This window comes from Bradyrhizobium sp. Unk1 (assembly GCF_059512345.1).
Genome location: NZ_JCAMOP010000043.1, coordinates 21,393 through 44,805, shown reverse-complemented (window position 1 = coordinate 44,805; position 23,413 = coordinate 21,393). Strand labels below are relative to the sequence as shown.

The following is a 23,413-nucleotide window of genomic DNA, read 5'->3' as shown; positions in this document are numbered from 1 at the left end:
CGTTATCCGCCGCTGCCGCCGATCACGGCGCGCACGGTCTCGTCGGGCCCGAAGTCCTCGGCGCCATCGACATAAAGTAGCGCAGCAAGCTTCGAGCGCGCGCGATTGACGCGGCTCTTGATCGTGCCGACGGCACAGCCGCAGATCGAAGCTGCGTCCTCATATGAGAAGCCGGAGGCGCCGACCAGGATCAGCGCCTCGCGCTGGTCCTGCGGAAGCTTCTCGAGCGCGCCGCGGAACTCCTCGAACTCGAGATGCGCGTTCTGCGACGGCTGCGTCTTCAGCGTCTTGGCATAGTTGCCCTCGGCATCCTCCACCTCCCGCCGCCGCTTGCGATAGTCGGAGCGGAACAGGTTGCGCAGGATCGTGAACAGCCACGCCGGCAGGTTCGAGCCGGGCTGGAACGAGTCGATGTTGGCGAGCGCACGCAGAAGCGTTTCCTGCACCAGATCGTCGGCGCGATCCGCATTGCCGCTCAGCGAGATCGCGAACGCGCGCAGACTGGGCACGGCCGCGAGGATGTCGTCACGTAGGGAGTCCGTGAGAGGCATTAATCCCTCCCATTGTTGTTGTCGTTGGAGCCCCTGTCAGGTTCCACTTGGGGTGCGCCTCCCGGCGCATCAAGCTTCTTGATCAGTTCCGCGAACCGGTCCGGAACCCCCTGCCGCACCACGTCGTCGTACATGGCGCGCAGCTGGTGGCCGATCCGGGACTGGATTTCCGGAGTGAGGCCTCCCTTGCCGGGGGTCGTGCTTTTGCTGGCTTGAGACTTGAGATCTTTCATGACCTGTTCCACGTTTCCCCGAGTTAAGTAACTGTAAAATCGAGAAGTTCTCTCAACCGGGAGCCGTTCCCTGGATAGGCACAATTCGAGGTTCGACAAAAAGTTCCCAGATAAGCGGAACTTTTGTTGGCGTGAGGCGTAGTCAGCCCAGCAGGGAACCCGGGCCTCCCCGCTTGTTGCGTGGTTCGTCAAGGTCGCCCGAAGATGAATGGAGTGGGGATGTCCCGTTCGCAGCTTGTTGCTGAACACTTGCCGTTGTTGCGCCGGTACGCGCGCGCCCTGACGGGCAGCCAGGCCTCCGGTGACGCCTATGTCGCAGCCATGTTGGAAGCGATGCTCGGAGATCCGTCCGTGCTCGACGAGAGCCATGGTCCGCGCGCCGGCCTGTTCCGGCTGTTCACCCAGATCTGGAATTCGGTCTCCGTCAACGACGATGCCGAGGTGACGACCTTGCCGATGCCGCCGGAGCGGCGGCTGTCGAACATCACGCCGCTGCCGCGGCAGGCGTTCCTGCTGCTCTCGCTCGAAGGATTCTCGGAAGAGGAAGTCGGCTACATCCTCGGCACCGACGTCGCCGAGACGCGGCGGCTTGCCGATGCCGCGGGACGCGAGATGGCGGCCGAGATCGCGACCGACGTGCTGATCATCGAGGACGAGACCTTCATCGCCATGGACCTCGAGAGCCTGGTGAAGAATCTCGGTCACAATGTCGTCGGCGTCGCGCGCACCCATGCCGATGCGGTGGCGCTGGCCAAGAACAAGCGGCCGGGCCTGATCCTCGCCGACATCCAGCTCGCCGACGGCTCGTCGGGTCTGGACGCCGTCAATGAGCTGCTCCGCACCTTCGAGGTGCCGGTGGTGTTCATCACCGCCTATCCGGAGCGCTTCCTGACCGGCGAGCGCCCCGAGCCGGCTTTCCTGATCTCAAAGCCGTTCCAGCCCGCGATGGTGTCGGCGGTGGCGAGCCAGGCGCTGTTCTTCCAGCGCAACTCGCGCAACCGCACGCCGAAGGCGCCGGCGGCGTAACGAGACTTCCTCGAACCAGAAGACGGCGCGTCGCAAGGCGCGCCGTTTTTGATTGCCGGCGTCCGGCGTTAGCAACCGCGGCAGATACTGTTGAGCTTGGCCTTTACCTTGGTCTCGTCCTCCCATGGCCCGAGCCCGCCGTTGCGTGGCGTTCCGTCGAGCGTCATGAACACGGTAACCCTTTGGAGGTCCTCCTTCGCGTCGGAAGGCGGATTCGGAAATGGCTCGCTTCGCTCCACCATCTTGAGAGCTGCTGCATCGAGAAGCGGAGATCCTGTACTTTCCACCAGAGCGCTCGAGATCAATTTGCCCGAGCGGTTCACTACAAATGTGACTCCGGCATCGCCGCGCTGGCCGATTGCCCCCGGAGGAAACGTCCCGTTGCGCCATACACGCTCGGTAACCTCCTTGCGCCAGACGGCCATGGCATCGGGTGGGCCCGAGGCGGGATCCGGCTTGCTCAGCTCTAAACCAGGAGATGGCACCTCGAATTGACGGCCATTGAAGGCAATCGGCACGGTCAAGGTGAGCGAGGTCTCCTTCAACTCCGGAGGCGGCACCGGAAACGGCTGGACGCGGGCGATGATATCCAGCGCAGCAACATCGAGCGGCCGGGAGCCGGCGCTCATAGCCAGTGCCCGCCAGATCAACTTGCCAAACCGGTCAATGCCGAATGCGACCTTGGCCTCACCGGTTTGTCCCCGCCCTTCAGGCGGCAAGTCCCTGTTGCGGACAATGTGGGCCGTCAGTTTCGCCTTCCAGGCTTTGACGGTCTCGCTCTGCGGTTCAGTCTGCGCATGTGCGGGGAACGCCGCCAACCATCCGAGAAGTGCGGCCACCAAGGGGAATTTCATCTGCATCGGTGCGGATACTAATCGCGGTCAGGTTGATTGCAAGGCTCGCTACCCGTATCGCGTTCACGCGGCTGTGGGCAATTCGAAGGGCCGGGAAGCCCGCTTGACGGCGGCCAAATTGCCTCGTTCATACGTCGGGTCGATGACATCAGTCGCAACCTCGAGCCGCCAGGGGATTTTTCATCATGGACCAGCAACTCCTCGATCGCCTCGCCATCCGCGACCTCGTCGAGAATTGGGCGGTGTGGCGCGACGCCGGCGACTGGGAGCGCTTTGCCACGGTCTGGCATGAAGAGGGATGGATGTCCGCCACCTGGTTTCAGGGGCCGGCGCGGGATTTCATGCGGGTCAGCCAGGAGGGGTTTGCCAAGGGGGTGCGCATTCTGCATTTCCTCGGCGGCACCAGCATCGATCTCGCAGGCGCGCGCGCCATTGCGCAGACCAAGATGACGATCTCGCAGCGTGCCCCGGTACATGACGTGCTCTGCGACGTCGTCTGCACCGGGCGCTTCTACGATTTCCTGGAGAAGCGGCATGACCAATCAGGTATTGGCAAATGGGGCATCGTCCGCCGCCAGCCGATCTACGAGAAGGACCGGATCGACCCGGTCGATCCCGCCGCAACGCTTCAACTCGACCAAAAAGCGCTCGCCGCACTGCCCGAAGGCTACCGTCACCTCGCCTACATGCAGGAGCTGATCGGCTACAAGGTCAAGCGCGACATGCCGGGCCTGACCGGGCCTGAGGTCGAGAAGCTCTATGGCGAGGGGCGGGACTGGCTCGCGGGGAAAGCGAAGTGAGGCTCAGACAAAAGTAAGGCGCGACTGGCGTCACCACAGTCGCGGGATAACCCCGCTGCTGTTCGTTGAAGACCGTTAGCAGGCGCAGAGAGATTGGCCTTGGTCCAGCCAAGGCACGGGCAAGGACGGCTTGTCGGCTATGGAGGCCCGCCTCAAGGCCGCCGATGCGCTACCCCTCCGGTACGCCAGCGATCCGCATCCCCTCACAAATGCGCTCGCGCCCCGCAAGATAAGTCGGATTGTCGCTGAATTTGGCGGAGCGTAGGCGGCGGATAGTGAAGTCAGGAACAAAGGCCAGTGCCGCTCTCGCGTCATCAACCGCGCCAAGCAAGCCCAGTGCGCCCCCAAGTACGAAGTAGGTATTTGGAGAATTCCGGTTCACCTCGATGCTTCGCCTAAGCCAATCGACTGCTTCGACATCCGCGCCAAGTTGTAACTTGGCAAGGCCAGCAAAATGCATCCAGCGATAGCTCTGGGCGTCCCGCGGGGATAAACGAAAAGCCTCGCGTATGTGATTTTCACTCTCGGCGGCGCGGCCCATGTAGTATTTCGCCAAGCTGATGGCAGCGTGTGCATTGGCAAAATTCCGATCAAGGTTCAATGCCATTTCACATTCGGAAATTCCTTTATCTGCGCGGTTTGTGCAAATGTAGACAGAGCCCAAGACAAAGCGGGCTACCGCGTAATCCGGGGATAATGAAACGGCCTTGATCGCATTCGCTTCGGCTGTCGAAAGGAGAGGGGTTCGATCCTCCATAAAATGATCGGCACCTATTGTCAGATCAACGCCTGCCAGGCCCGCCAGCGCACGCACATCGCGAGGATCGAGTACCAAAGCACGTTCGAAAAAGTTGCGCGCTGTAATTAATCCCTCGGGAGAAGCCGCTTCGTTCGCCCGAGAGCGGCCTTGAAAGTAGAGGTCCGTCGCATCTGGATGAGGCAAATTCTCCGCCCGCCGGGCCTCGGCCGCAACAAGTTGAGTGTCCAGTGTACGAGCGACCCGCGACACGATTTCGTCTTGCATTTCGAATAGATCAGCGATGGGCTTATCGAAGCGATCAGCCCAGAGGTGATTGCCGCTCTCAGCATCAACAAGTTGGACGTTGACCCGAAGGCGATTGTCGCCGCGCTGTACAGAGCCTTCCAGCGCATAGCGCACGTTTAGCTCGCGGCCAATCCGCCTGAGATCGACCGCTTTGCCTCTGTAAGTGAATGCGGTGTGGCGGCCGATCACGAACGAGCCTCTGATGCGGGATAAGTCCGTGGTCAGGCTCTCAGTCACGCCGTCCACGAAGTAATCCTGCGCGGGATCGCCGCTGAGGTTGGCGAAAGGCAGCACCACGATAGAAAGGCGAGGTGGCGAAGGTAGGCTTTCCTTCGCGCGCTCACCGGGTGCAATCAGGCTATGCTCTTCCCAAGCCGCGGCATAGGTTCGGATCGGGCGATCAATATTCTTGAGGTTTTGCTCTCCGAGATCGACAAACTCAATGCCGACCTTGCCTCGGACATGGTCGTAAGCTGAATAAGAAATGCAGATGCCCCCGGGCTCAGCGATGCTCTCCAGCCGTGCTGCAATATTTACACCGTCGCCGAAGACGTCATGCGGCTCGACAATCACATCGCCGACGTTGATGCCGACACGAAAGACGGCTCGTCGGTCTTCGGCGATGGTGGTCGAGAACTCTCGAATATGAGTTTGAAACTGAACGGCGGCGCGAACCGCTTCGACGGCACTTGGAAACTCCGCCAAGAACCCGTCGCCGGTGTTCTTGACAACCCGGCCACCATGTTCTGCGATGGCACGCGTGATACCCTCCGCAAAGAGGGTTGTCATTAGGGCATGGGTTGCTTCTTCGTCATGGTGCATCAGCCGCGAATATCCCGCCACGTCAGCGGCCATTATCGCTGCTAGTCTACGTTCAAGCCGAACCGGCCGCTCCATGGCAATATTCCAATCCACGGTTACTGGTGGGCGGATCAGAGAAGTGCCGAACGCGCTGTTCGCGTTGTCATCATGCTCACGCGAAGGTCGGCGGTCAAAAGATAGGGGGTCCAAGTCGTATTTTTCAGTCGCTACGGCTAATCCAGCGGGCGTTTCCGCAACAGAGCATTCTTTCTACCCGATCTTTCCTTCCCCCCTTAGGACCAAGTCTTGCGCGCACTTGCGGTCGCAATCCCTTCGAGTTGCCGCTCGCGGCGAGGTTCTCGAATTTAGCAAACACGCCGAGCATATTGAGGAGGTACCGTCGGAAATCGCAGTGATCTCAGGACGATGACTGTGGTGGAAGAATTCGGCCGCCCGCAGTGGAATTCAGGGGCAGGCAAATTCGGCTTGGGGGACCGGGCTTAAGCCGCAGGCCATCGGTGGGGCGGGGATGGAAAGGTGCCATCAAACAAAAGTAAGGCGCGACTGGCATCACCACAGTCGCGCCCTACGTCGCCGGCTTATGGGGCAGGGGGGAATAGCCGGCTGTTGAGACGACTCTCGGGCCTGAGAGTCGTTCCAAGCGGGTGAAAATTTTTTTGTGCGGCCTTTTTATGCGGCCTGCGGTGAATTTCGCACACGGTTAAGTGATCTTAACGGCTGAGAACTGCCGGTCCTCCCATCGCGTTGTTCCCCTGATCGCCATGGGGCGTGGGATTGTCAGCCATGTTACAGATTCAAAAGGTATTTTTGGGTGCTGTCGCGATTGCCGCGACGCTTGGTGCCGTCCAGGTTGGTGCCGTGCAGCTGGCCTCTGGCCATGATTTGGCCGCCCGCTGGCAGGCGGTCGCCGACAGACCCACGCAAGATGTGGGTCACAACGTCAACCGTTACGGCAAGGCCGACCGGTTCGCCGACCTCAAGCAGGCTCCGGTTCCCACCCGCACCGTGTCGATGCGGCTGAACGATCTGGCCGAGACCTCGGTGCTGCTGCGGGTCCCCGCGGTGATCGAGACCGGCAGCGCCAAGCCGCCGGTGCTGCTCCAGAACCGGAAGCAGGGCCCCAAGCGGCCGACGATTGCCTGCGAGCCGATGGTCAGCTCCCTGACCGAGGTCGCAAAACTGCTCCAGCCCGGCCGCTGTGTGACCTGATCCTTCTTCGCCGCCCCTGGCCACCACGGGCAAATCGCCTTCCCGCCGGGAGGGCGATATTTCACGTCCACTTGATCCCCTATCCCATCGCGTTATATGCCGGGTTTCTTCCCCCTTTGATTGACCGGGTAAACGCATGACGACGTCAGATACGGCCGCGCATACGCAGCCTTTCCAGGCCGAGGTTTCCGAGCTTCTGCACCTGATGGTGCACTCCGTCTATTCCGAGACCGACATCTTCCTGCGCGAGCTCGTCTCCAACGCATCGGACGCCTGCGACAAGCTGCGCTATGAAGCCATCGCCAGCCCGGCGCTGCTGGGCGAGGGCGACGCGCTCAAGATCCGGATCATGCCGAACAAGACGGCCGGAACGCTCACGATCGCCGACAACGGCATCGGCATGGAGCGCCAGGAGCTGATCGACCATCTCGGCACCATCGCCCGCTCCGGCACCAAGGCGTTCGTCTCGAAGCTGAAGGAGGCCAAGGACGGCCTCGGCCTGATCGGCCAGTTCGGCGTCGGCTTCTATTCCGCCTTCATGGTCGCCGAGAAGATCGTCGTCGTCAGCCGGCGTGCCGGCGAGAGCGACGTGTGGAGCTGGACGTCCTCCGGCGGCTCCGGCTTCGAGATCGCGCGCGCCAGGGATGAGGAAGCGGCGCGCGTCGCACGCGGCACCGAGATCGTCCTGCACCTGAAGGACGACGCCAAGAAGTATCTCGAGACCTACGAGATCGAGCGCGTCGTCAGTGCCTATTCCGACAACATCCTGTTCCCTATCGAGCTGGTGCCGGAAGAGGGCGAGCCGCGCCAGATCAACTCGGCGAGCGCGCTGTGGCAGCGCTCCAAGTCCGAGCTGACGGCCGAGGACTACAAGAAGGCCTATCAGCAGATTGCATCGGCCTTCGACGATCCCGCGATGACGCTGCACTACCGCGCCGAGGGCCGCTATTCCTACGCCGTGCTGCTGTTCGCGCCGTCGACGAAGCCGTTCGACCTGTTCGAGCCGAACCGCAAGGGCCGGGTGAAGCTTTACGTCCGCCGCGTCTTCATCACCGACGATGCCGATCTGTTGCCGGGCTATCTCCGCTTCATCCGGGGCGTGGTCGACAGCGAAGATCTCCCGCTCAACATCTCGCGCGAGATGCTCCAGAACAATCCGCAGCTCGCGCAGATCCGCAAGGCCGTGGCGACCAGGGTCGTGTCCGAGCTCGAAAGCCTTGCCGACAAGGACCCGGAGAATTTTGCCATGATCTGGGACGCCTTCGGCGCAGTGCTGAAGGAAGGCATCTACGAGGATTTCGAGCGGCGCGAAAAGCTGCTGTCCCTGTCCCGATTCACCACCACCTCGGGCGAGAAGCGGTCGCTGAAGGACGTCATCGCCGGTTTCAAGCCGAACCAGACCGAGATCTATTATCTCGTCGGCGACAGCATCGAGCGGCTGAAGTCCAATCCGCGGCTGGAAGCCGCGACCGCGCGCGGCATCGAGGTGCTGCTGCTGTCGGATCCGGTCGATGCCTTCTGGACCTCGATGCCATCGGAGTTTGACGGCAAGCCGCTGAAATCGCTGAGCCAGGGCGATCTCAATCTCGACCTGATCCCGCGCACCGACGAGGCCGACGAGGCGAAGAAGGACGAGCCGCAAGCCGACGAGGCCGCCACCATCGCGGTGATCAAGGCCGCGCTCGGCGAGCGCGTCAGCGACGTCAAGGTCTCGACGCGCCTCACCAGTTCTGCCTCCTGTCTCGTCGCCGACAGCCAGGGCCCGAGCCGCGAGCTCGAGCGCATTCTGTCGCAGCAGAACCGCGGCATGCGCACCAAGCCGATCCTCGAGATCAATCTGCGCCATCCGCTGGTGACGGCGATCACCAGGGCGCAGGCCGGCTCCAGGGCGGTCGACGATCTCAGCCTGCTCCTGTTCGAACAGGCGCAGATCCTGGACGGCGAATTGCCCGAAGACCCCGCCGCGTTTGCGGCAAGGCTGAACCGGCTGGTGTTGCAAGGGCTGGGCGGGTAGCGCGCGCAGCGCACCCCGCTCACCTTGCCGTCATCCGCCGGAGGAACAGTCGCCTCCGGCGTGGTGTTATGCCATAGGAGGACGTCGGCACGAGATTCGACGCCGCCATCGATTCGAGGACGTCTCCATGCGCCTGCCTCTCCTGACCCTCACCGCGATTGCCGCGCTGTTCGTGGCGGCAGATGCCGGCGCCCAGACCTATGACCCGCGCTATCCGGTGTGCATGCACGTCTATACTGCGGGCGGCCGGGGCGGTGGCGGCGACTATTACGACTGCTCCTTCACCTCGATCCCGCAGTGCCGGGCCACGGCGTCGGGCCGCGCGGCGAGCTGTGACGTCAATCCCTATTACGCCTACAACGAGCCGCCGCCGCCCCCGCGCAAGCGTCACAAGAAGGTGCAGTAGTTGTTGGCTATGCGGCGCGCAGCAACATCCCTCATGCGTTTCTCTTCCGCGCTGATCATCACCGTCGGCGCGCTGACCGCGGCTGCGCCGTCGCATGCGCAGACCTTTGATCCCAGCTATCCCGTCTGCATGCACGTCTATTCCGGCGCGAACGGTGGCGGCGGAGAGTGGTACGATTGCTCCTTCACGTCGCTGCCGCAGTGCCGCGCCACGGCGTCGGGCCGCGCCGCGACCTGCGATCTCAATCCGTATTATCCGGTGAACGTTGCGCCGCTGCGCCCACGCTACAGGCGAGGCGGCTAGCGCCCACCACCCGTTCAGCTGCGAATCCGGCGGAGCATGCAGAACTAGGTGCCGTGAGGCGCCTTGTTGGCAGCCGCGAAGATCGCGTCGGTCAATTGCCAGGTCATCTTGTCCGTGGTCCAGTCGCTGGCGTGCAGCCTGGTGTCATCGCCCGGGTCGACCAAACGGTCGAACGAAATCCTTGCGACCTCGTGCCAGCTCTTCATCAGCGCGAAGCGGCGGAAGACGTTGATCCGTTTCTTGTGCGCGATCCGGCTGATCGCCTCCACCATGGCGTTCGCCTTTTTGCGCTTGGCCGGTGTCAGCACCGCAGGCACATATTGAAGGTCCATCAGGATCACGTCGATCCGCTTCGCGCCGAGCAGTTGGTCGACACCTTTACGGATGGCCTTCGTGGTGTCCGCGAACGAGGGACCTCCGGCTTGCCACACTGAATTGGTGCCGACCTGCCAGATGACGAGATCGGGATTCAGATCGAAGACGTCATGGGCGAACCGCTTCAGCTCCAAGGGAGCGTCTTCGCCGCCGACGCCCCGGTTGATCACCTCGATTCCGACATTTGGAAACTTGATCCGAAGATCCGCCAGCAGCCGTTGCGGATAGGGAGCGATGCCTCCTTCGCCCGCCGTGGTCGACGAGCCGATCGCAACCACTCTGGCCTGCCCACCCTTCGCGCGGCCGGCGAAATTCTTCAGGGGCTGCTCGAACGGGGCGGCCTGGACCGGAAACTCTGACGGATCGAGAGCCACGGGACGCCTCCCTTTCGTAGCCATGACAACGCAGGGTAGAAAAGCATAGCCCGTTTACCAGGAAGCGCCTAGCCTCGGCGAGGCCGGATCGCTACCCCGTGCTGATCCCCGACAAACTCGACCACCTTGCGCCAGCGCTCAGTCTCCGTCGTCTGCATGCCGCCGAACTCGCCCGCGTCGGATGGCTAGAGTTAATCACGTACTAACCTGACTTTACCTTGTCTCTTAACACCTGGGCAGGGCGGGCGAGCTAAGCTCGGGAAGCAGCAGATACGTTCCGAAAGAATGGACGGCATGACCACCGGCGTCATCGAGCAACCGAAAGTCGCGCGCGCACCTTCGGCTTCAAAGATCTGGCTGAAGGCGATCGAGCTCACCGCGCGCATCGAGACGCTGCCGGGCCGACTGTTCGCCGACGTCGTCGACGATTGGGCGCAGCGTCAGCCCGCTCGCACCGCGCTGGTCGCAGATGAGACGACGATCGACTACGCAGGCCTCGCGAAGCGCATCAACCGCTATGCGCGCTGGGCGCGCTCGATCGGCGTGGCCAAGGGGGATACCGTCGCGCTGATCATGCCGAACGGCATCGACTATGTTGCCGCATGGCTCGGCATCAGCCGGGTCGGCGGTGTGGTCGCGCTGATCAACACCAAACTCGTCGGCCCGTCGCTGGCGCATTGCGTCGATGTCGCCAGGCCGTCGCACGTCATCGTCGCGCACGAGCTCATGGGAGCCTTGGACGGCGCGTCGCCGCACCTGAAGACAGAAGCAAAAGTCTGGACCCATGGCGATGCCCGCAGCGAGCGCGCGATCGACGTCGCACTTGCCGCGCTTGAGGACGGGCCGCTCTCGCCGGACGAGCATGGCGACGTGACGATCAACGACCGGGCCCTGCTGATCTACACCTCCGGGACCACCGGCCTGCCGAAGGCAGCGAGCATCAGCCACCGCCGCATCCTCAACTGGGGCTTCTGGTTCGCCGGCCTCACCGGCGCCACGCCGCAGGACCGGCTCTATGACTGCCTGCCACTGTTCCACTCGGTCGGCGGCATTGTCGCCCCGTGCAGCATGCTCGCCGCCGGCGGCTCGGTGGTGATCGCGGAAAAATTCTCGGCCTCGAATTTCTGGCCCGACATCGTGCGGCACGATTGCACGCTGTTCCAGTACATCGGCGAGCTCTGCCGCTACCTTCTGAAGGCGGCGCCGTCCGAATACGAGAACCGTCACCGCCTGCGGCTCGTCTGCGGCAACGGCCTGCGCGGCGACATCTGGGAGGATTTCCAGAACCGCTTCGGCATTCCGCGCATCCTCGAATTCTATGCGGCGACGGAAGGCAATTTCTCACTGTTCAACGTCGAGGGCCAGCCGGGCGCGATCGGCCGCGTTCCGCCGCTGCTCGCGCATCGCTTTCCGGCGGGGCTCGTCAAGCTCGACCCTGATAGCGGTGCGCCGCTGCGCAACGAAGAGGGATTTTGCATTGCCTGCGCCAGGGGCGAGGCCGGCGAAGCCATCGGCCGCATCGGCACCGCCGATGAAGGCGGCGGCCGCTTCGAGGGCTATACCGACGCCGGCGAGACCGAGAAGAAGATTCTGCGCGACGTCTTCGCCAAGGGCGATGCCTGGTTCCGCACCGGCGATCTGATGCGGCTCGACGACAAGGGCTTCTTCCATTTCGTCGACCGCATCGGCGACACCTTTCGCTGGAAGGGCGAGAACGTCGCGACATCGGAGGTCAACGACGCCGTGCGCGATTTCACCGGCGTGATCGATGCCACCACCTGCGGCGTCAGCATCCCCGGCGCCGATGGCCGCGCCGGCATGAGTGCCATCGTCGTGAACGAGGGGTTTTATATCGAAGCGCTGCCTGCGCATCTGGCGCAGCGCTTGCCGGTTTACGCCCGCCCAGTCTTCGTCCGTATCTCGCGCGAGCTCGATGCGACCGAGACGTTCAAGCAGAAGAAGGGCGAGCTGGCCCGGGAGGGCTTTGATCCGGGGCTGATAAGCGATCCGCTGTTCATGCTCGACCCGAAATCCGGCGCCTATGTTGCGTTGGACACGGACGTGTACGCAGGGATCATCGATGGCGCGATCAGGCTCTAGCCGCAGCAAAATCCGCCAGATAGGTCCAATTTTATCTGAATTGTCCAAGAAGCCATTTACTTCTGTCGGGTAAACAACACGGGCCATGGGGAGGCGGTCATCAAGAGCCGCCGTAACACGAACCATCAATAACAAGAGCGAGCCAGCCATGTCGGTAAGGTCTAAGGTCATCGAAGCGATCCAGCAGATCGCCAAGGAGCAGCACGTCACGCTTCCCGCACTCTCGGACGATCTTTCGCTGCACGAGACGGGTTTCGATTCCCTCGCCTTCGCAATTCTGGTGGCGCGCCTCGAGGACGAGACCGGCGTCGATCCCTTCACCATTTCCGAGGACGCTGCGTTCCCCGCCACCGTGGGCGATTTCGTGCGGGCCTACGAAAATGTCCCCGCGTGAGATTTTTGCGCTCCGCGACTATCTGAGCCCGGAGCTCGAGGGCCGCACGATCTCCGACGCCCATCATGTGGTGTCGCTGACGGACGTGCTGGGGCATACGGTTCTGGGCGGCCGCCTGCGTGAGCTGGCGGGCCGCTCGGTCCTGCTGAAGTTGTCGGACCAGCTCAAATCGGGCCTCGCCATGATCGAGCTCGACGGTGTTGTGCGGCGCATGCTGCTGTGCCCGCCCGATCTCAATCCCGACCATCTCGACGCGCTGATCGCGGATGCCGAGATCGATGCCGTCGTCAGCGACGAGCCCGCTCAATGGGCCGCAAAGGCGGTCGCGCTCGTCGTCGCCGCGCAATTGCCGCTTCAGGCCACAGCGTCGGCCAAGACCGAACGCGCCACGGAATGGCTGATGCTGACGTCCGGCACGTCGGGCGTACCAAAAATCGCCGGCCATACGCTGGAAGCACTGACGGGCGCCATCGTCGCCGAAGGTCCCGCGCGCGGACCCGCGCCGGTCTGGGCGACATTCTACGACATTCGCCGCTATGGCGGCCTGCAGATCTTCCTGCGCGCGGTTCTCTCCGGCGGCTCGATGGTGCTGTCCGATCCGCATGAAGCGCTCGGCGACCACGTCGCGCGGCTGAACGCGCGCGGCGTCACCCATATCTCCGGCACGCCATCGCATTGGCGCAAGCTCTTGATGAGCGGCTCGGCTGCACAGTTCGCGCCGGGATACGTCCGTCTGTCCGGCGAGATCGCCGACCAGGCGGTGCTCGACGGCCTGAAAGTCGCGTTCCCCAATTCCTCCGTCGGTCACGCCTACGCCTCGACCGAGGCCGGTGTCGGCTTTGCCGTCAATGACGGGCTGGAGGGCTTTCCGGCAAATTATCTTGGTAACCGCAACGGCGTCGAGATGAAGGTCGTGGACGGCTCGCTGCGCATCCGTTCGACGCGCACGGCGCGTGCTTACATCGGCCGCAATGCGGCCGCGCTCACCGATGACGACGGGTTCGTCGACAGCGGCGACATCGTCGAGTTGCGCGGTGACCGCTATTATTTCGTCGGCCGCCGCGGCGGCATCATCAATATCGGCGGGCTGAAGGTTCACCCCGAGGAGATCGAGGCGGTCATCAACCGCCATGCCAACGTGCGGATGTCGCGGGCGAAATCGCGCCGCAGCCCGATCACCGGCGGCATCGTCGTCGCCGACGTGATCCTCGCCGACGGCACCGATCAGGCGCGGGCAAAGGAGATCCGCGACCAGATCCTGGATCAGTGCCGCGCGCAGCTTGCTTCTCACAAAGTGCCGGCGGTGATCCGCTTCGTCGAGGCGCTCGACGTCACCCCGGCCGGAAAACTGGCGCGCACCGATGCATAATGTCCTCGTCACCGGCGGCAGCCGCGGCATCGGCCTTGCGATCGGCAGGCGGCTGGCTGATGCCGGCTATAACGTGATTGCGGCGGCACGGCGCGAGAGCGACGAGCTCAGGGCGGCGATCGGCCTCTCCGAAGGGCGCCTGCATTTCCGCGCCTGCGACCTCGCCGTGATCGACGCGATCCCGGCGTTCGCGAAGCTTATCCGCGACGAGTTCGGCCCGATCTACGGCCTCGTCAACAATGCCGGCCTCGGCACCGAAGGCCTGCTCGCCACCATGCACAATTCCGAGATCGAGGCGCTGGTGCAGCTCAACGTGCTGTCGCCGATCATCCTCACGAAGTATGTCGCGCGCCAGATGATGGCGGACGGCGCCGGCCGCATCATCAATATCTCCTCGATCATTGCGACCACGGGCTACAACGGCCTGTCCGTCTACGGCGCGACCAAGGCCGCCGCCACCGGCTTCACCCGCTCGCTCGCGCGCGAGGTCGGCAAGCTCGGCATCACCGTGAACGCGATCGCGCCCGGTTTCATCGACACCGAGTTGACGAACAATCTCTCCGACGAAGGGCGCAAGCGCATCGCCGGCCGCAGCGCGCTGCGTCGCCTGCCGGAGACCGACGATGTCGCGCGCATGGTCGAATATCTGCTGGGCGAGGGCGGCCGCAACGTCACCGGCACCGTGTTCACGATCGACGCGGGGAATACGGCGTAAGCGGAACTCCGCCGCCACAATTGAGTTGATCCGGCACAATGACATCGAGCCGGATTTGGTCGTAAGATGCCCCGCAATCGATTGGGTTACGTCAATCGATCTGCCCTAATCGAAGGGGAGCAGTCGATGGCCGCGCAAAGCATGACCGCTTCAAATCAGAGTCGGACCGAGCAGCCTCTTGCGAAGCCGGACGACATCCATTGCACGCCGATGACAAATCAGAATTCGGGCAGTCACGGCTATCAGATGTATCCGCAGCAATTCGTGCGCCTCGTCGGCTGCCACGACGCCTCGCTCGAGGCCTTGCGCAAGCGCGAGGACGAAAAGCTGCACTAGGCGTTCACGTCGCTTGCTTCGGCAGATCAATCCGGTCGTGTGAAAATTCCGGCGGCCCTTCGGTCAGGCGGCGGATGCGGCGTTCGCGTTCGTCCGTGGGCAATGCGGGGTCGAGCAGCCGCTCGATCTCGTGCACGGCCAGCGCCTCGATCCTGGTGGCGTCGGATACGACTGGCGGATCCGACGTGAATGCCGGGGGCGCAACCTTCAGGCCCAGCTCGACCAGCTTGCAGATCGCAGCCGAACGCGACAGGTGATGAGCTTCAGCCCAGGCATCGACGGTCGCGGTCAGTCGCTCCGGCATCTTCACCGCGCTGACCGGATCGAGCCCCGTGCGCCGGCGCACCGGAACGTTCGAGTCCTTGTTGCCGAAGTCGGGCACTTCGATCATCCCATGTAATCTCTGGAGATGCCCCGACCATAGCCGCTCTTCCGGCCGGCTGTTTGACGCCGATCAATGACGGACTGCGGCATTTGCGGCGCGCCGCGATCTTGTTGTCCGGGTGCATTTCGGCCAATGATCGGGAATCGAAAGAGGGCGCCGGCCGGCGAACCCGGATCGATCCTGCCTCGTATCTTTCCTCGGACGCGCTTCCCAACCATCCGGCATCACCCGATGACATCAGGCGAATCCTTCTACGGCGGCATTCCCGTCTTCCGCGGCTTCACCAGCCTGATGGACCCCGCGCTCTATGCGCCGCTTCCGGATGATTGGAGCATCGGCGTCGCCGACATCGTCGATTCCACCAAAGCGATTGCGGCGCAGCGCTACAAGGCGGTCAACATGGCCGGTGCCGCCGTGATCGCAGCGGTGACCAACGCGCTCGAGGGGCGCGAATTCCCCTTCGTGTTCGGCGGCGACGGCGCGAGCTTTGCGGTTGCGCCTTCCGATGTCGAACACGCCCGCGACGCGCTGGCCGCGACCGCGACCTGGGTGCGGGAAGATCTCGATCTGAAGATGCGCGTCGCGCTGGTGCCGGTGAGTGCGATCCGCGCGCAAGGGCTCGACGTCCGCGTCGCTCGCTTCGGTCCGTCGGCCAATCTGTCCTATGCGATGTTTTCCGGCGGCGGGCTCGCCTGGGCCGACGCCGCCATGAAGCGCGGCGAGTTCGCGGTCGCCGAAGCGCCGGCGGGCACGCAGCCCGATCTTTCCGGCCTGTCGTGCCGCTTCGAGGTGATGCCGGCCGCGCGCGGCCTGATCCTGTCGGTGCTGGTGATGCCGGCGCGCGGTGCCGATCCGGACGCCTTCCGCAAGGTGATCGAGGACATCATCCATCTCGTGGAGCGCAGCCCGGATGGCGGCCGCCCGGTGCCGCCGCAGGGGCCGCCGCTGAAATGGCCGCCGCAGGGGCTGGAATTCGAAGCCCGCACCAGGCGTGGCGGCCCGCTGATTGCGCGTCGCGCCAGCGTCCTGGCCTACACGCTGTTCGTCTATCTGATCATGCGTTTCGACCTCAACGTCGGCGGCTTCGTGCCAAACATCTACAAGCGCCAGGTGGTCGAGAATTCAGACTTCCGCAAATACGACGATGGCCTGCGCATGATCCTCGACTGCACCCCGCAGCTCGAACGCGCGTTGAGCGACTGTCTCGCGGCTGCGGCGCGCGACGGCATCGTGCGCTACGGCCTCTACCAGCAGGACGCCGCGATGATGACCTGTTTCACGCCGTCGGCCCTGCGCAGCGACCACGTCCATTTCATCGACGGCGCGCGCGGCGGCTACGCGTCGGCGGCAACGGCGTTGAAGGCGATGGTGGGGTAAGGGGATTCTCGTGTCCCGGACGCGCTGCGTCCGGGGCACGAGAGTTCGTAGATCTCAGCGTCCCGCGCGCGTCCAGGTCTCGCCGCCGCAGAGCGCGCCGACGCAGCCTTCGACCCGCAGCGAATCCGCACCAGTCACGGAGACGTTGCTCGCATAGGTGCTGCCGTCATCGGCATTGTAGATCTGGCCCGACCATTTGTTCGGCCCTGAGGGCTCCATGCCGCTGAACAGCGGCAGGCCGATCATCGCGCGTTTGGCGAGCGCAGGATTGGGATTCTTGCTGTCGGTCGCAGGCTGGCCGGTCGCGGTGTCATAGGGCTCGCGCAGCCAGACGATATGGCCGCAGATGCCGCCGCCGCATTTGCTGATCTTGACGCGCGCATCGCCGGCCTGCGTCAGCCAGGTCCCATCGGCGCTCTGCGCGTGGGCGGCAGGCGCGCCAAACATTGCAGCCAGGATGACGGAAAGGATGGCGAATCTGCCGAACATGGAAAGGGCCCCCAAAAATTGAGGCGCCTCCATAGCAGTCCGGCAGGATAGTGCAACGCTGGATGGAATCACATTCCCGCGTTTATCCCGCCCACGTTCATTTGCCTGCGCTCATTTGCCCCAGCGGGCGAAGGCGACCGAGGCCGCGGTCGAAAGCCCGAACACGACCATGGCGCCGCCGACCAGCGCGAACAAGGTCCAGGCCGGCGCCTGCGCCTGCGCCGTCATGAGACCGACGCCGCCGATCGCGACGATCAGCAGCCGCGCCGTGGAGGCGAGCACCGGACCGCCGACGCGCGCCGCACCTTGCGAGGAAAAATACAGCGACACGCCCATGCCGAAGAACATGAAGGCCGGCCCCGCCCAGTGGAAATAGCTGTGCGCCGCCGCGGTGACGCCGGGATCCGCAGTGAAGAGCGATACCCACAACGCCGGATCAAGCGCGACGACGAGGCCAATCACGCCGACGGTCAATCCCGAAGCCGCGGCCGCGGTCCAGGCGACACGTCGGGCGCGTTTCACATGTCCGGCGCCCATGGCCATGCCGACCATCGGCACCGAGGCGATGCCGAAGGCGAAGGTGATCGGGATCAGCAGGAATTCCAGCCGCGAGCCGATGCCGTAGCCGGCCAGCATCTCGGTGCCGAAGGTCGCGAGGATCTTTGTGAAGATCAGAATCGTGAGCACGGTCTGGAGCGGCGACAGGCAGGCGACCGCGCCGACCTTGAGGATGTCCAGGAACATCGCGCGTTCGAAATGGAAGGCGCGGACCTTCAGCGGCAGCCGGCTGCGGCCCGACAGGAGATACCAGACGAAGAAGATCGCCGCGCAGGTGAAGGCGATCAACTGGCCGGCGGCGACACCGGGCATGCCGAATTGCTTCGCGCCGAACAGGCCGAGCCCCAGCGCGCCGCCGAGCGCGATCTGGAGCGCGCTCGCCCCGATCAGAATCATCGAAGGCAGGCGCATGTCGCCGGTGCCGCGGATCACCGAGGCCAGCGTGTTGACGAGCCAGATCGCGACCGCGCCGGAGAACAGCATTTGCGAATAGCCGCTGGCTTCCTCGAGCACGCGCTCGCGTCCGCCGAGCAGCGTGAAGAAGCTGCGGCCGAAAGCGAGCATCATCGCCGTGAAGAACAGCCCGCCGCAGAGGCCGATGATGGCGGCGTGCAGCGCCAGCGCCGCGGCGCGGTCACGATCGCCTGCGCCGAGCGCGCGGCTGATCGCGGACGAAACGCCGCCGCCCATCGCGCCCGCGCTCATCATCTGCGTCAGCATCGCAAACGGAAACACCAGCGCGATCGCCGCCAGCGGAATGGTGCCGAGCCGGCCGATATAGGAGGTCTCGGCAATCGCAACCAGCGTGCTTCCGACCATCGCGATCATGTTGGGGATCGCGAGCCGCAGCAGCGTCGGCAGGATCGGCGCCGTCAGCAGGCCCGCAATGGGGGAAGCGACCGGTGCACGTGGCGGCGCGGCGTCTGCGGAGGCGTCGATCGTCATGTCCACCGGGCGGAATATTGGATGACGATCGACATTTTATAGGGCGCAGCGCCTTCGCGCCAGTCCTCCCCTCACGCAGGGCTCACCAGGGCAGGCCGCATAGGTCGATGGTGCCCAGCGTCGGCGCGCGGACGATGTTGAAGACGTAGGGCGCCATGTAGTCGAAGCGGATCCGACCCTCCGGCTGCTCGCAATAGACCTCGCCCTTGAAGGGCAGCCAGCTGCGGGCTTGGTAGAACGCAAAATTGTCCGGTTCGGAGAACAGCAGCCCGAAACGGACCGCCTCGTTGGCGCGCATGGTGTGGATGGCTGCGTCGATCGCCATGGTCGCGTAGCCGCGACCGCGCCGGTCCTCGCGCGTGCAGACCCCGCCGATGCCGCCGATGTGAACCTTCTGTCCATTCCAGGTGACGGTACGGAAGTAGATGCCGACGTGGCAGACGAGGCCGTCCTCGGGCGTCTCGATCAGCACGCGCAGATCGGCATTGGCCCATTTGACGTGGGCCCAGGGCTTATCCGCGACCATGTGCGGACCCCAGACCGCCTGATGCAGCGGCTCCGCGATCCGCCACGAGGCGTCGCCGTTCAAAATGTCGATCTCGATGCTCATCGCTTTCTCTTTCGCATCCTCGCGCCGTGGTGCGTTCGTTCTGCCATAAGCGCCTCAAAGGCAATGATATTTTACGGCCTGTCGAAGCGCGCCCCACGATGCGTCGATTTTATGCAATCCGGCCAATCGGCCGCATCACCCATTTTCGCAAATTGGCGGTATTTAACGGCGGTGGAACCTTCTATAAGACTCCCCGTTAAGCCAGTTCCCCATCAGTCGCGGACAACAACCCATGACCTTTACGCTGCCCCCACTCCCTTACGCCTATGACGCCCTCGGCCAGTTCATGTCGAAGGAGACGCTGGAATTCCACCACGACAAGCATCATCAGGCCTACGTCACCAACGGCAACAACGCGCTTAAGGGCACCGAATGGGAAGGCAAGTCCCTTGAGGAGATCGTCAAGGGCTCGTTCGGCAAGAACCCGGCCGTGTTCAACAATGCCGGCCAGCACTACAACCACATCCACTTCTGGAGCTGGATGAAGCCCAATGGCGGCGGCACCAAGCTGCCGGGCAAGCTCGAGAAGAAGATCAACGAGGACCTCGGCGGCTTCGAGAAGTTCAAGACGGACTTCCAGGCGGCCGGCGTCGGCCAGTTCGGCTCCGGGTGGGCCTGGCTGCAGGTCAAGAACGGCAAGCTCGAAATCTCCAAGACCCCGAACGGCGAGAATCCGCTGGTGCACGGCGCCACCCCGATCCTCGGCGTGGACGTCTGGGAGCACTCCTACTACATCGACTATCGCAATCGCCGTCCGGACTATCTGAAGGCGTTCGTCGAGAACCTCGTGAACTGGGAATACGTCGAGTCCCTGTACGACAAGGCGTAAGGCTTCTTGGTCATTCCGGGGCGGCGCGTCAGCGCCGATCCCGGACTCCATCGGGCGTCAGTCCGCGTGGACAAATGGATTCCGGGCTCGCGCCCCGCGCGCCCCGGAATGACGAAAAGGCGGTCGCATGCGCGGCCGCCTTTTTGCTGTGCGGAATTCGCCGAACTAGTCCTGCGCAGTGCGCGCATCGGCCTGTGATCGTATCGTTTGCATCGCGTGGACGCCGCCCTTAATCAGAATGGGCATCACCCTCGATCCGACCGAGCCGTTGTCAGAACCTTCCCCGAACAATCCGGCGCCTGCCGAGGACGCGGAGTCCGAGCCGCGGCCGGGGCGTGTGCGCAAGCCGATCGGCTGGTCGACCATCATCATCGCGGTGCTGGTGGCGGTGAGCGCGGGCCTGGTCTGGCGGCGTGATGGCACAGACGGTGTCCTGGAGATTCTCACGCACGACCTCTCGCTGTTCGGCGGCATCCTGCCGCGCGTGCTGGCGGGCTGCCTGCTCGGGGCCTTCATCTCCGAAATCCTGCCGCACGAAAAAGTCTCGCGCTCGCTCGGGCCGAAATCCGGGCTGATGGGCCTTTTGATCGGCACCGCCTTCGGCGCGATCCTGCCGGGCGGACCCTTCACCGCCTATCCCGTGGCGAGCGCGCTGCTCGCCGTCGGCGCCGATTTCGGCGCCACCATCGCCATGGTCGTGAGCTGGACCCTGATCGGCTACGGCCGCGCGGTGGCCTGGGAAATCCCGATCATGGGCACCGACTTCACGCTGTGGCGGATCCTGATCTCGCTGCCGCTGCCGGTGCTCGCCGGCGCGCTGGGCCGCTTCGTCTATGTCCGGATCTATCCGCAGCCGGCCGCGAAGGACGACGAGAATTGAGCGCGGCGCTTCTGATCGACATCCTGCTGTGGGGCTCGGTTTTCGGCGTCGGCCTGATCGCCTTCCGCCGCGGCCCACCGGTGTTCAAGGCCTCGCTCCGCGAAGGCTCCATGGACTTCATCAACATCGTGCCGCGCATCGCCCTCGGGGTGATCGGCTCCGGCTACATCGCCGCCATCATCCCGCAGGAGGTGATCACCGGCTGGCTCGGGCCGGACAGCGGCTGGCTCGGGGTTGCGACCGCCGTGGTCGCCGGCGCCGCCACCCCCGGCGGACCCGGGATCGGCTTTTCCATCGGCACGGTGGCGCTGAAGTCGGGCGGCGGGGTGCCGCAGGTGGTCGCCTATGTCGTCGCCTGGGCCCTGTTCGCCTTCCAGCGGGTGATTCTGTGGGAAATCCCGTTCATGCCGGCCCGGTTCGTCTGGTTCCGCTGCGTCGTCTCGGTGCCGTTCCCGTTCGCCGCCGCCGCCATCGCGATGGTGATCGGCAAGCCCTGAGCCGGCCGTGGACAGGGGTAATGTTATAATATAACGTCTTAGACATGGTTCCCGCCGCGTCCCACGCCCATCAGCACGACCACGTTCATGACCATTCTCATGACCACGGGCATTCGCATGGCCACGACCATACCCACGCCCATGTCCATGATGCGGCCTCGCCCCATCCGGCCCAGGACGCGCCCTGGTCGATCCTGCGCATGACCTTGGCCGGCCGGCTCGCGGCCGCGCTTGTCGTCTGTGCCGTGCTCTGGGGCGTGGTCTTCCTGGCGATGAGGTGACCATGGCGGCGGCACTGCACTTTCACAACGTCACGCTCGGCTATGACCGTCACCCGGCCGTGCATCATCTCAACGGCGAGGTCGCAGCTGGCGCGCTGGTCGCCGTGATCGGCCCGAACGGCGCCGGCAAGTCGACGCTGTTGCGCGGCATCGTCGGCATCCTCCGGCCGCTCGACGGCAGCATCCATCTCGGCGGACTCGATTCCCGTGATATCGCCTATCTGCCGCAGAGCGCGGAGATCGACCGCAGCTTCCCGATCTCGGTGTTCGACTTCGTCGGCACCGGGCTGTGGCGCGACGCGGGCCTGTTCGGTGGCATCGGCAAGGCTGCGCGCGAGAAGATCCTGCGCGCGATCGCCTCCGTCGGCCTCAACGGCTTCGAGAACCGCCCCATCGGCACGCTCTCGGGCGGGCAGATGCAGCGCATCTTGTTCGCGCGCGTGCTGCTCCAGGACGCGCGCCTGATCGTGCTCGACGAGCCCTTCAACGCCATCGACAGCAAGACCACGGCCGATCTGCTTGCGCTGGTGAAGCACTGGCACGGCGAAGGCCGCACCGTGCTCGCCGCGTTGCACGACATGGAAATGGTGCGCAACCATTTCACCGAAACGCTGGTGCTGGCGCGCGGGCCCGTGGCCTGGGGACCGACGGCGGAGGTGCTGACGCCGGAAAACCTGCTGGTCGCGATGCGGATGTGCGAGGCTTTTGACGACAGTGCCACGGCTTGCGCCGAGGACGGACGTTCGCGGGCGGCGTGATCACAGATGATCTATGACGCGCTGATCGGCCCGTTCACCGAATTCGAGTTCATGCGGCGCGCGCTTGCCGCCGTGATCGCGCTGTCGCTGGCGGGCGCGCCGATCGGCGTGTTCCTGATGCTGCGGCGGATGAGCCTCGTCGGCGACGCCATGGCGCATGCGATCCTGCCCGGTGCGGCCGTCGGCTTCCTGCTCTCCGGCCTCAATCTGTTCGCGATGACCGCCGGCGGCCTGGTCGCAGGCTTTGCGGTTGCGATCCTCGCCGGCGTGGTCGCGCGTTCGACCGGGCTGAAGGAGGACGCCTCGCTTGCGACCTTCTATCTGGCCTCGCTGGCGCTGGGCGTCACCATCGTCTCGATCAAGGGCACCAATATCGACCTCTTGCACGTGCTGTTCGGCAACATCCTCGCGATGGACGACCAGACCCTGCTGGTGGTCGCCTTCAACGCCACGGTGACGCTGCTGGTGCTCGCGGTGATCTATCGCCCGCTGGTGATCGAGAGTGTCGATCCCCTGTTCCTGCGCACCGTCAGCCGCGCCGGCGGCCCCGCGCATCTCGCCTTCCTCGCGCTCGTCGTGATCAACCTCGTCAACGGCTTTCAGGCGCTCGGCACGCTGCTCGCGGTGGGCCTGATGATCCTGCCGGCCGGCATTGCCCGGTTCTGGTCGCGCGATCTCACCGTCATGATCTGCATCGCCGTCGTCGCTGCCGCGGTCTCGGGCTATGCGGGCCTTGTGCTGTCGTTTCAGACCCGCGTGCCGTCGGGCCCTGCGATCATTCTGGTGGCGACGGTGCTCTACATCGTCTCCGTCCTGTTCGGCCGCGTCGGCGGTATCGTCCGGCAGCTGTTTCCCGGCCGGCATCTGGAAGCGTGACG

General features: G+C 64.3%; 27 protein-coding genes. 18 read left to right on the top strand and 9 right to left on the bottom strand.

Translation table 11 applies throughout. From position 1 onward, the window contains the following. Positions 1-2 precede the first annotated feature (2 nt). Complete coding sequence (locus AC5ZFO_RS38120; protein WP_014491704.1) at positions 3-551, bottom strand: sigma-70 family RNA polymerase sigma factor; 549 nt, start codon at positions 549-551, stop codon at positions 3-5. Then, positions 551-784: a NepR family anti-sigma factor gene (locus AC5ZFO_RS38115; protein ID WP_028148140.1), complete on the bottom strand. Its 234-nt coding sequence runs from the start codon at positions 782-784 to the stop codon at positions 551-553. Before AC5ZFO_RS38115 ends, AC5ZFO_RS38120 begins: the two co-directional genes overlap by 1 nt. A 219-nt stretch (positions 785-1,003) precedes the next feature. On the opposite strand from AC5ZFO_RS38115, the gene AC5ZFO_RS38110 reads away from it, so the two are divergent. Further along, the gene (locus AC5ZFO_RS38110) at positions 1,004-1,810 is read left to right on the top strand and encodes a response regulator (RefSeq protein ID WP_282525327.1); all 807 of its coding nucleotides are present in this window, start codon (positions 1,004-1,006) and stop codon (positions 1,808-1,810) included. A 68-nt stretch (positions 1,811-1,878) separates the two neighbouring features. Here AC5ZFO_RS38110 and AC5ZFO_RS38105 read toward each other — a convergent pair whose 3' ends face one another. Beyond that, a complete protein-coding gene (locus tag AC5ZFO_RS38105) occupies positions 1,879-2,670 on the bottom strand; it encodes an energy transducer TonB family protein (protein ID WP_282525326.1) in 792 nt (263 codons plus the stop codon). Between the two features lie 179 nt (positions 2,671-2,849). Here AC5ZFO_RS38105 and AC5ZFO_RS38100 point away from each other — a divergent pair, with 179 nt between their 5' ends. Continuing rightward, positions 2,850-3,464, top strand: a complete 615-nt coding sequence (locus AC5ZFO_RS38100) for a nuclear transport factor 2 family protein (RefSeq protein WP_282525325.1) — start codon at positions 2,850-2,852, stop codon at positions 3,462-3,464. A 169-nt stretch (positions 3,465-3,633) separates the two neighbouring features. Here the strand turns inward: AC5ZFO_RS38100 and AC5ZFO_RS38095 are convergent, their stop codons facing one another. Beyond that, entirely contained in the window at positions 3,634-5,364 is a 1,731-nt protein-coding gene (locus AC5ZFO_RS38095) for an adenylate/guanylate cyclase domain-containing protein (RefSeq protein WP_496123468.1), read from the bottom strand. A 750-nt stretch (positions 5,365-6,114) separates the two neighbouring features. Here AC5ZFO_RS38095 and AC5ZFO_RS38090 point away from each other — a divergent pair. From AC5ZFO_RS38090 to AC5ZFO_RS38075, 4 genes are all read left to right on the top strand, one after another. After that, positions 6,115-6,540: a hypothetical protein gene (locus AC5ZFO_RS38090; RefSeq protein ID WP_496123467.1), complete on the top strand. Its 426-nt coding sequence runs from the start codon at positions 6,115-6,117 to the stop codon at positions 6,538-6,540. Positions 6,541-6,676: 136 nt separating this feature from the next. Further along, on the top strand, positions 6,677-8,554 hold the full coding sequence (htpG, locus tag AC5ZFO_RS38085; protein ID WP_496123466.1) for a molecular chaperone HtpG: 1,878 nt from the start codon (positions 6,677-6,679) through the stop codon (positions 8,552-8,554). 127 nt (positions 8,555-8,681) lie between these two features. Further along, a complete protein-coding gene (locus AC5ZFO_RS38080) occupies positions 8,682-8,960 on the top strand; it encodes a DUF3551 domain-containing protein (RefSeq protein WP_282525321.1) in 279 nt (92 codons plus the stop codon). A 33-nt stretch (positions 8,961-8,993) separates the two neighbouring features. Next, entirely contained in the window at positions 8,994-9,263 is a 270-nt protein-coding gene (locus tag AC5ZFO_RS38075) for a DUF3551 domain-containing protein (protein ID WP_282525320.1), read from the top strand. Between the two features lie 44 nt (positions 9,264-9,307). Here the strand turns inward: AC5ZFO_RS38075 and AC5ZFO_RS38070 are convergent, their stop codons facing one another. Continuing rightward, positions 9,308-10,012 (bottom strand): SGNH/GDSL hydrolase family protein, encoded by a 705-nt coding sequence (locus AC5ZFO_RS38070; RefSeq protein WP_496123465.1) that lies wholly within the window; start codon positions 10,010-10,012, stop codon positions 9,308-9,310. A 285-nt stretch (positions 10,013-10,297) separates the two neighbouring features. On the opposite strand from AC5ZFO_RS38070, the gene AC5ZFO_RS38065 reads away from it, so the two are divergent. The 5 genes from AC5ZFO_RS38065 to AC5ZFO_RS38045 all read left to right on the top strand — a co-directional run bounded on the left by AC5ZFO_RS38065 (position 10,298) and on the right by AC5ZFO_RS38045 (position 14,926). Continuing rightward, positions 10,298-12,112: a long-chain-acyl-CoA synthetase gene (locus tag AC5ZFO_RS38065; RefSeq protein ID WP_282525318.1), complete on the top strand. Its 1,815-nt coding sequence runs from the start codon at positions 10,298-10,300 to the stop codon at positions 12,110-12,112. A gap of 148 nt (positions 12,113-12,260) precedes the next feature. Further along, positions 12,261-12,506: an acyl carrier protein gene (locus AC5ZFO_RS38060; RefSeq protein WP_015688794.1), complete on the top strand. Its 246-nt coding sequence runs from the start codon at positions 12,261-12,263 to the stop codon at positions 12,504-12,506. Further along, positions 12,493-13,875 (top strand): class I adenylate-forming enzyme family protein, encoded by a 1,383-nt coding sequence (locus tag AC5ZFO_RS38055; protein ID WP_282525316.1) that lies wholly within the window; start codon positions 12,493-12,495, stop codon positions 13,873-13,875. Before AC5ZFO_RS38060 ends, AC5ZFO_RS38055 begins: the two co-directional genes overlap by 14 nt. Then, complete coding sequence (locus AC5ZFO_RS38050) at positions 13,868-14,590, top strand: SDR family NAD(P)-dependent oxidoreductase (protein ID WP_282525315.1); 723 nt, start codon at positions 13,868-13,870, stop codon at positions 14,588-14,590. Before AC5ZFO_RS38055 ends, AC5ZFO_RS38050 begins: the two co-directional genes overlap by 8 nt. 126 nt (positions 14,591-14,716) lie before the next feature. Further along, positions 14,717-14,926, top strand: a complete 210-nt coding sequence (locus tag AC5ZFO_RS38045; RefSeq protein ID WP_282525314.1) for a hypothetical protein — start codon at positions 14,717-14,719, stop codon at positions 14,924-14,926. A gap of 4 nt (positions 14,927-14,930) precedes the next feature. Here the strand turns inward: AC5ZFO_RS38045 and AC5ZFO_RS38040 are convergent, their stop codons facing one another. Continuing rightward, entirely contained in the window at positions 14,931-15,317 is a 387-nt protein-coding gene (locus AC5ZFO_RS38040) for a hypothetical protein (protein WP_282525313.1), read from the bottom strand. Between the two features lie 225 nt (positions 15,318-15,542). Between AC5ZFO_RS38040 and AC5ZFO_RS38035 the strand changes: the two genes are divergently transcribed. Beyond that, positions 15,543-16,688 carry a DUF3095 domain-containing protein gene (locus tag AC5ZFO_RS38035; RefSeq protein WP_282525312.1) on the top strand — a complete coding sequence of 382 codons (1,146 nt, stop codon included), beginning with the start codon at positions 15,543-15,545 and terminating at the stop codon, positions 16,686-16,688. Between the two features lie 54 nt (positions 16,689-16,742). Here AC5ZFO_RS38035 and AC5ZFO_RS38030 read toward each other — a convergent pair whose 3' ends face one another. The 3 genes from AC5ZFO_RS38030 to AC5ZFO_RS38020 form a co-directional block, all read right to left on the bottom strand. Beyond that, on the bottom strand, positions 16,743-17,177 hold the full coding sequence (locus AC5ZFO_RS38030) for a DUF2147 domain-containing protein (RefSeq protein ID WP_282525311.1): 435 nt from the start codon (positions 17,175-17,177) through the stop codon (positions 16,743-16,745). A 111-nt stretch (positions 17,178-17,288) separates the two neighbouring features. Further along, positions 17,289-18,680: an MATE family efflux transporter gene (locus tag AC5ZFO_RS38025; RefSeq protein WP_496123463.1), complete on the bottom strand. Its 1,392-nt coding sequence runs from the start codon at positions 18,678-18,680 to the stop codon at positions 17,289-17,291. An 82-nt stretch (positions 18,681-18,762) separates the two neighbouring features. Continuing rightward, complete coding sequence (locus AC5ZFO_RS38020; RefSeq protein ID WP_282525309.1) at positions 18,763-19,290, bottom strand: GNAT family N-acetyltransferase; 528 nt, start codon at positions 19,288-19,290, stop codon at positions 18,763-18,765. A gap of 232 nt (positions 19,291-19,522) precedes the next feature. On the opposite strand from AC5ZFO_RS38020, the gene AC5ZFO_RS38015 reads away from it, so the two are divergent. The 6 genes from AC5ZFO_RS38015 to AC5ZFO_RS37990 all read left to right on the top strand — a co-directional run bounded on the left by AC5ZFO_RS38015 (position 19,523) and on the right by AC5ZFO_RS37990 (position 23,411). Further along, the gene (locus tag AC5ZFO_RS38015) at positions 19,523-20,119 is read left to right on the top strand and encodes a superoxide dismutase (RefSeq protein WP_028148125.1); all 597 of its coding nucleotides are present in this window, start codon (positions 19,523-19,525) and stop codon (positions 20,117-20,119) included. A gap of 268 nt (positions 20,120-20,387) precedes the next feature. Beyond that, the gene (locus tag AC5ZFO_RS38010) at positions 20,388-20,999 is read left to right on the top strand and encodes a permease (protein ID WP_247315803.1); all 612 of its coding nucleotides are present in this window, start codon (positions 20,388-20,390) and stop codon (positions 20,997-20,999) included. Further along, entirely contained in the window at positions 20,996-21,496 is a 501-nt protein-coding gene (locus tag AC5ZFO_RS38005) for a hypothetical protein (protein WP_496123462.1), read from the top strand. Before AC5ZFO_RS38010 ends, AC5ZFO_RS38005 begins: the two co-directional genes overlap by 4 nt. A 44-nt stretch (positions 21,497-21,540) precedes the next feature. Beyond that, positions 21,541-21,777: a hypothetical protein gene (locus tag AC5ZFO_RS38000; RefSeq protein ID WP_496123461.1), complete on the top strand. Its 237-nt coding sequence runs from the start codon at positions 21,541-21,543 to the stop codon at positions 21,775-21,777. A 2-nt stretch (positions 21,778-21,779) separates the two neighbouring features. Beyond that, positions 21,780-22,535 (top strand): metal ABC transporter ATP-binding protein, encoded by a 756-nt coding sequence (locus AC5ZFO_RS37995; protein WP_282525306.1) that lies wholly within the window; start codon positions 21,780-21,782, stop codon positions 22,533-22,535. A 6-nt stretch (positions 22,536-22,541) separates the two neighbouring features. Beyond that, positions 22,542-23,411: a metal ABC transporter permease gene (locus AC5ZFO_RS37990; RefSeq protein WP_282525305.1), complete on the top strand. Its 870-nt coding sequence runs from the start codon at positions 22,542-22,544 to the stop codon at positions 23,409-23,411. Positions 23,412-23,413 lie beyond the last annotated feature (2 nt).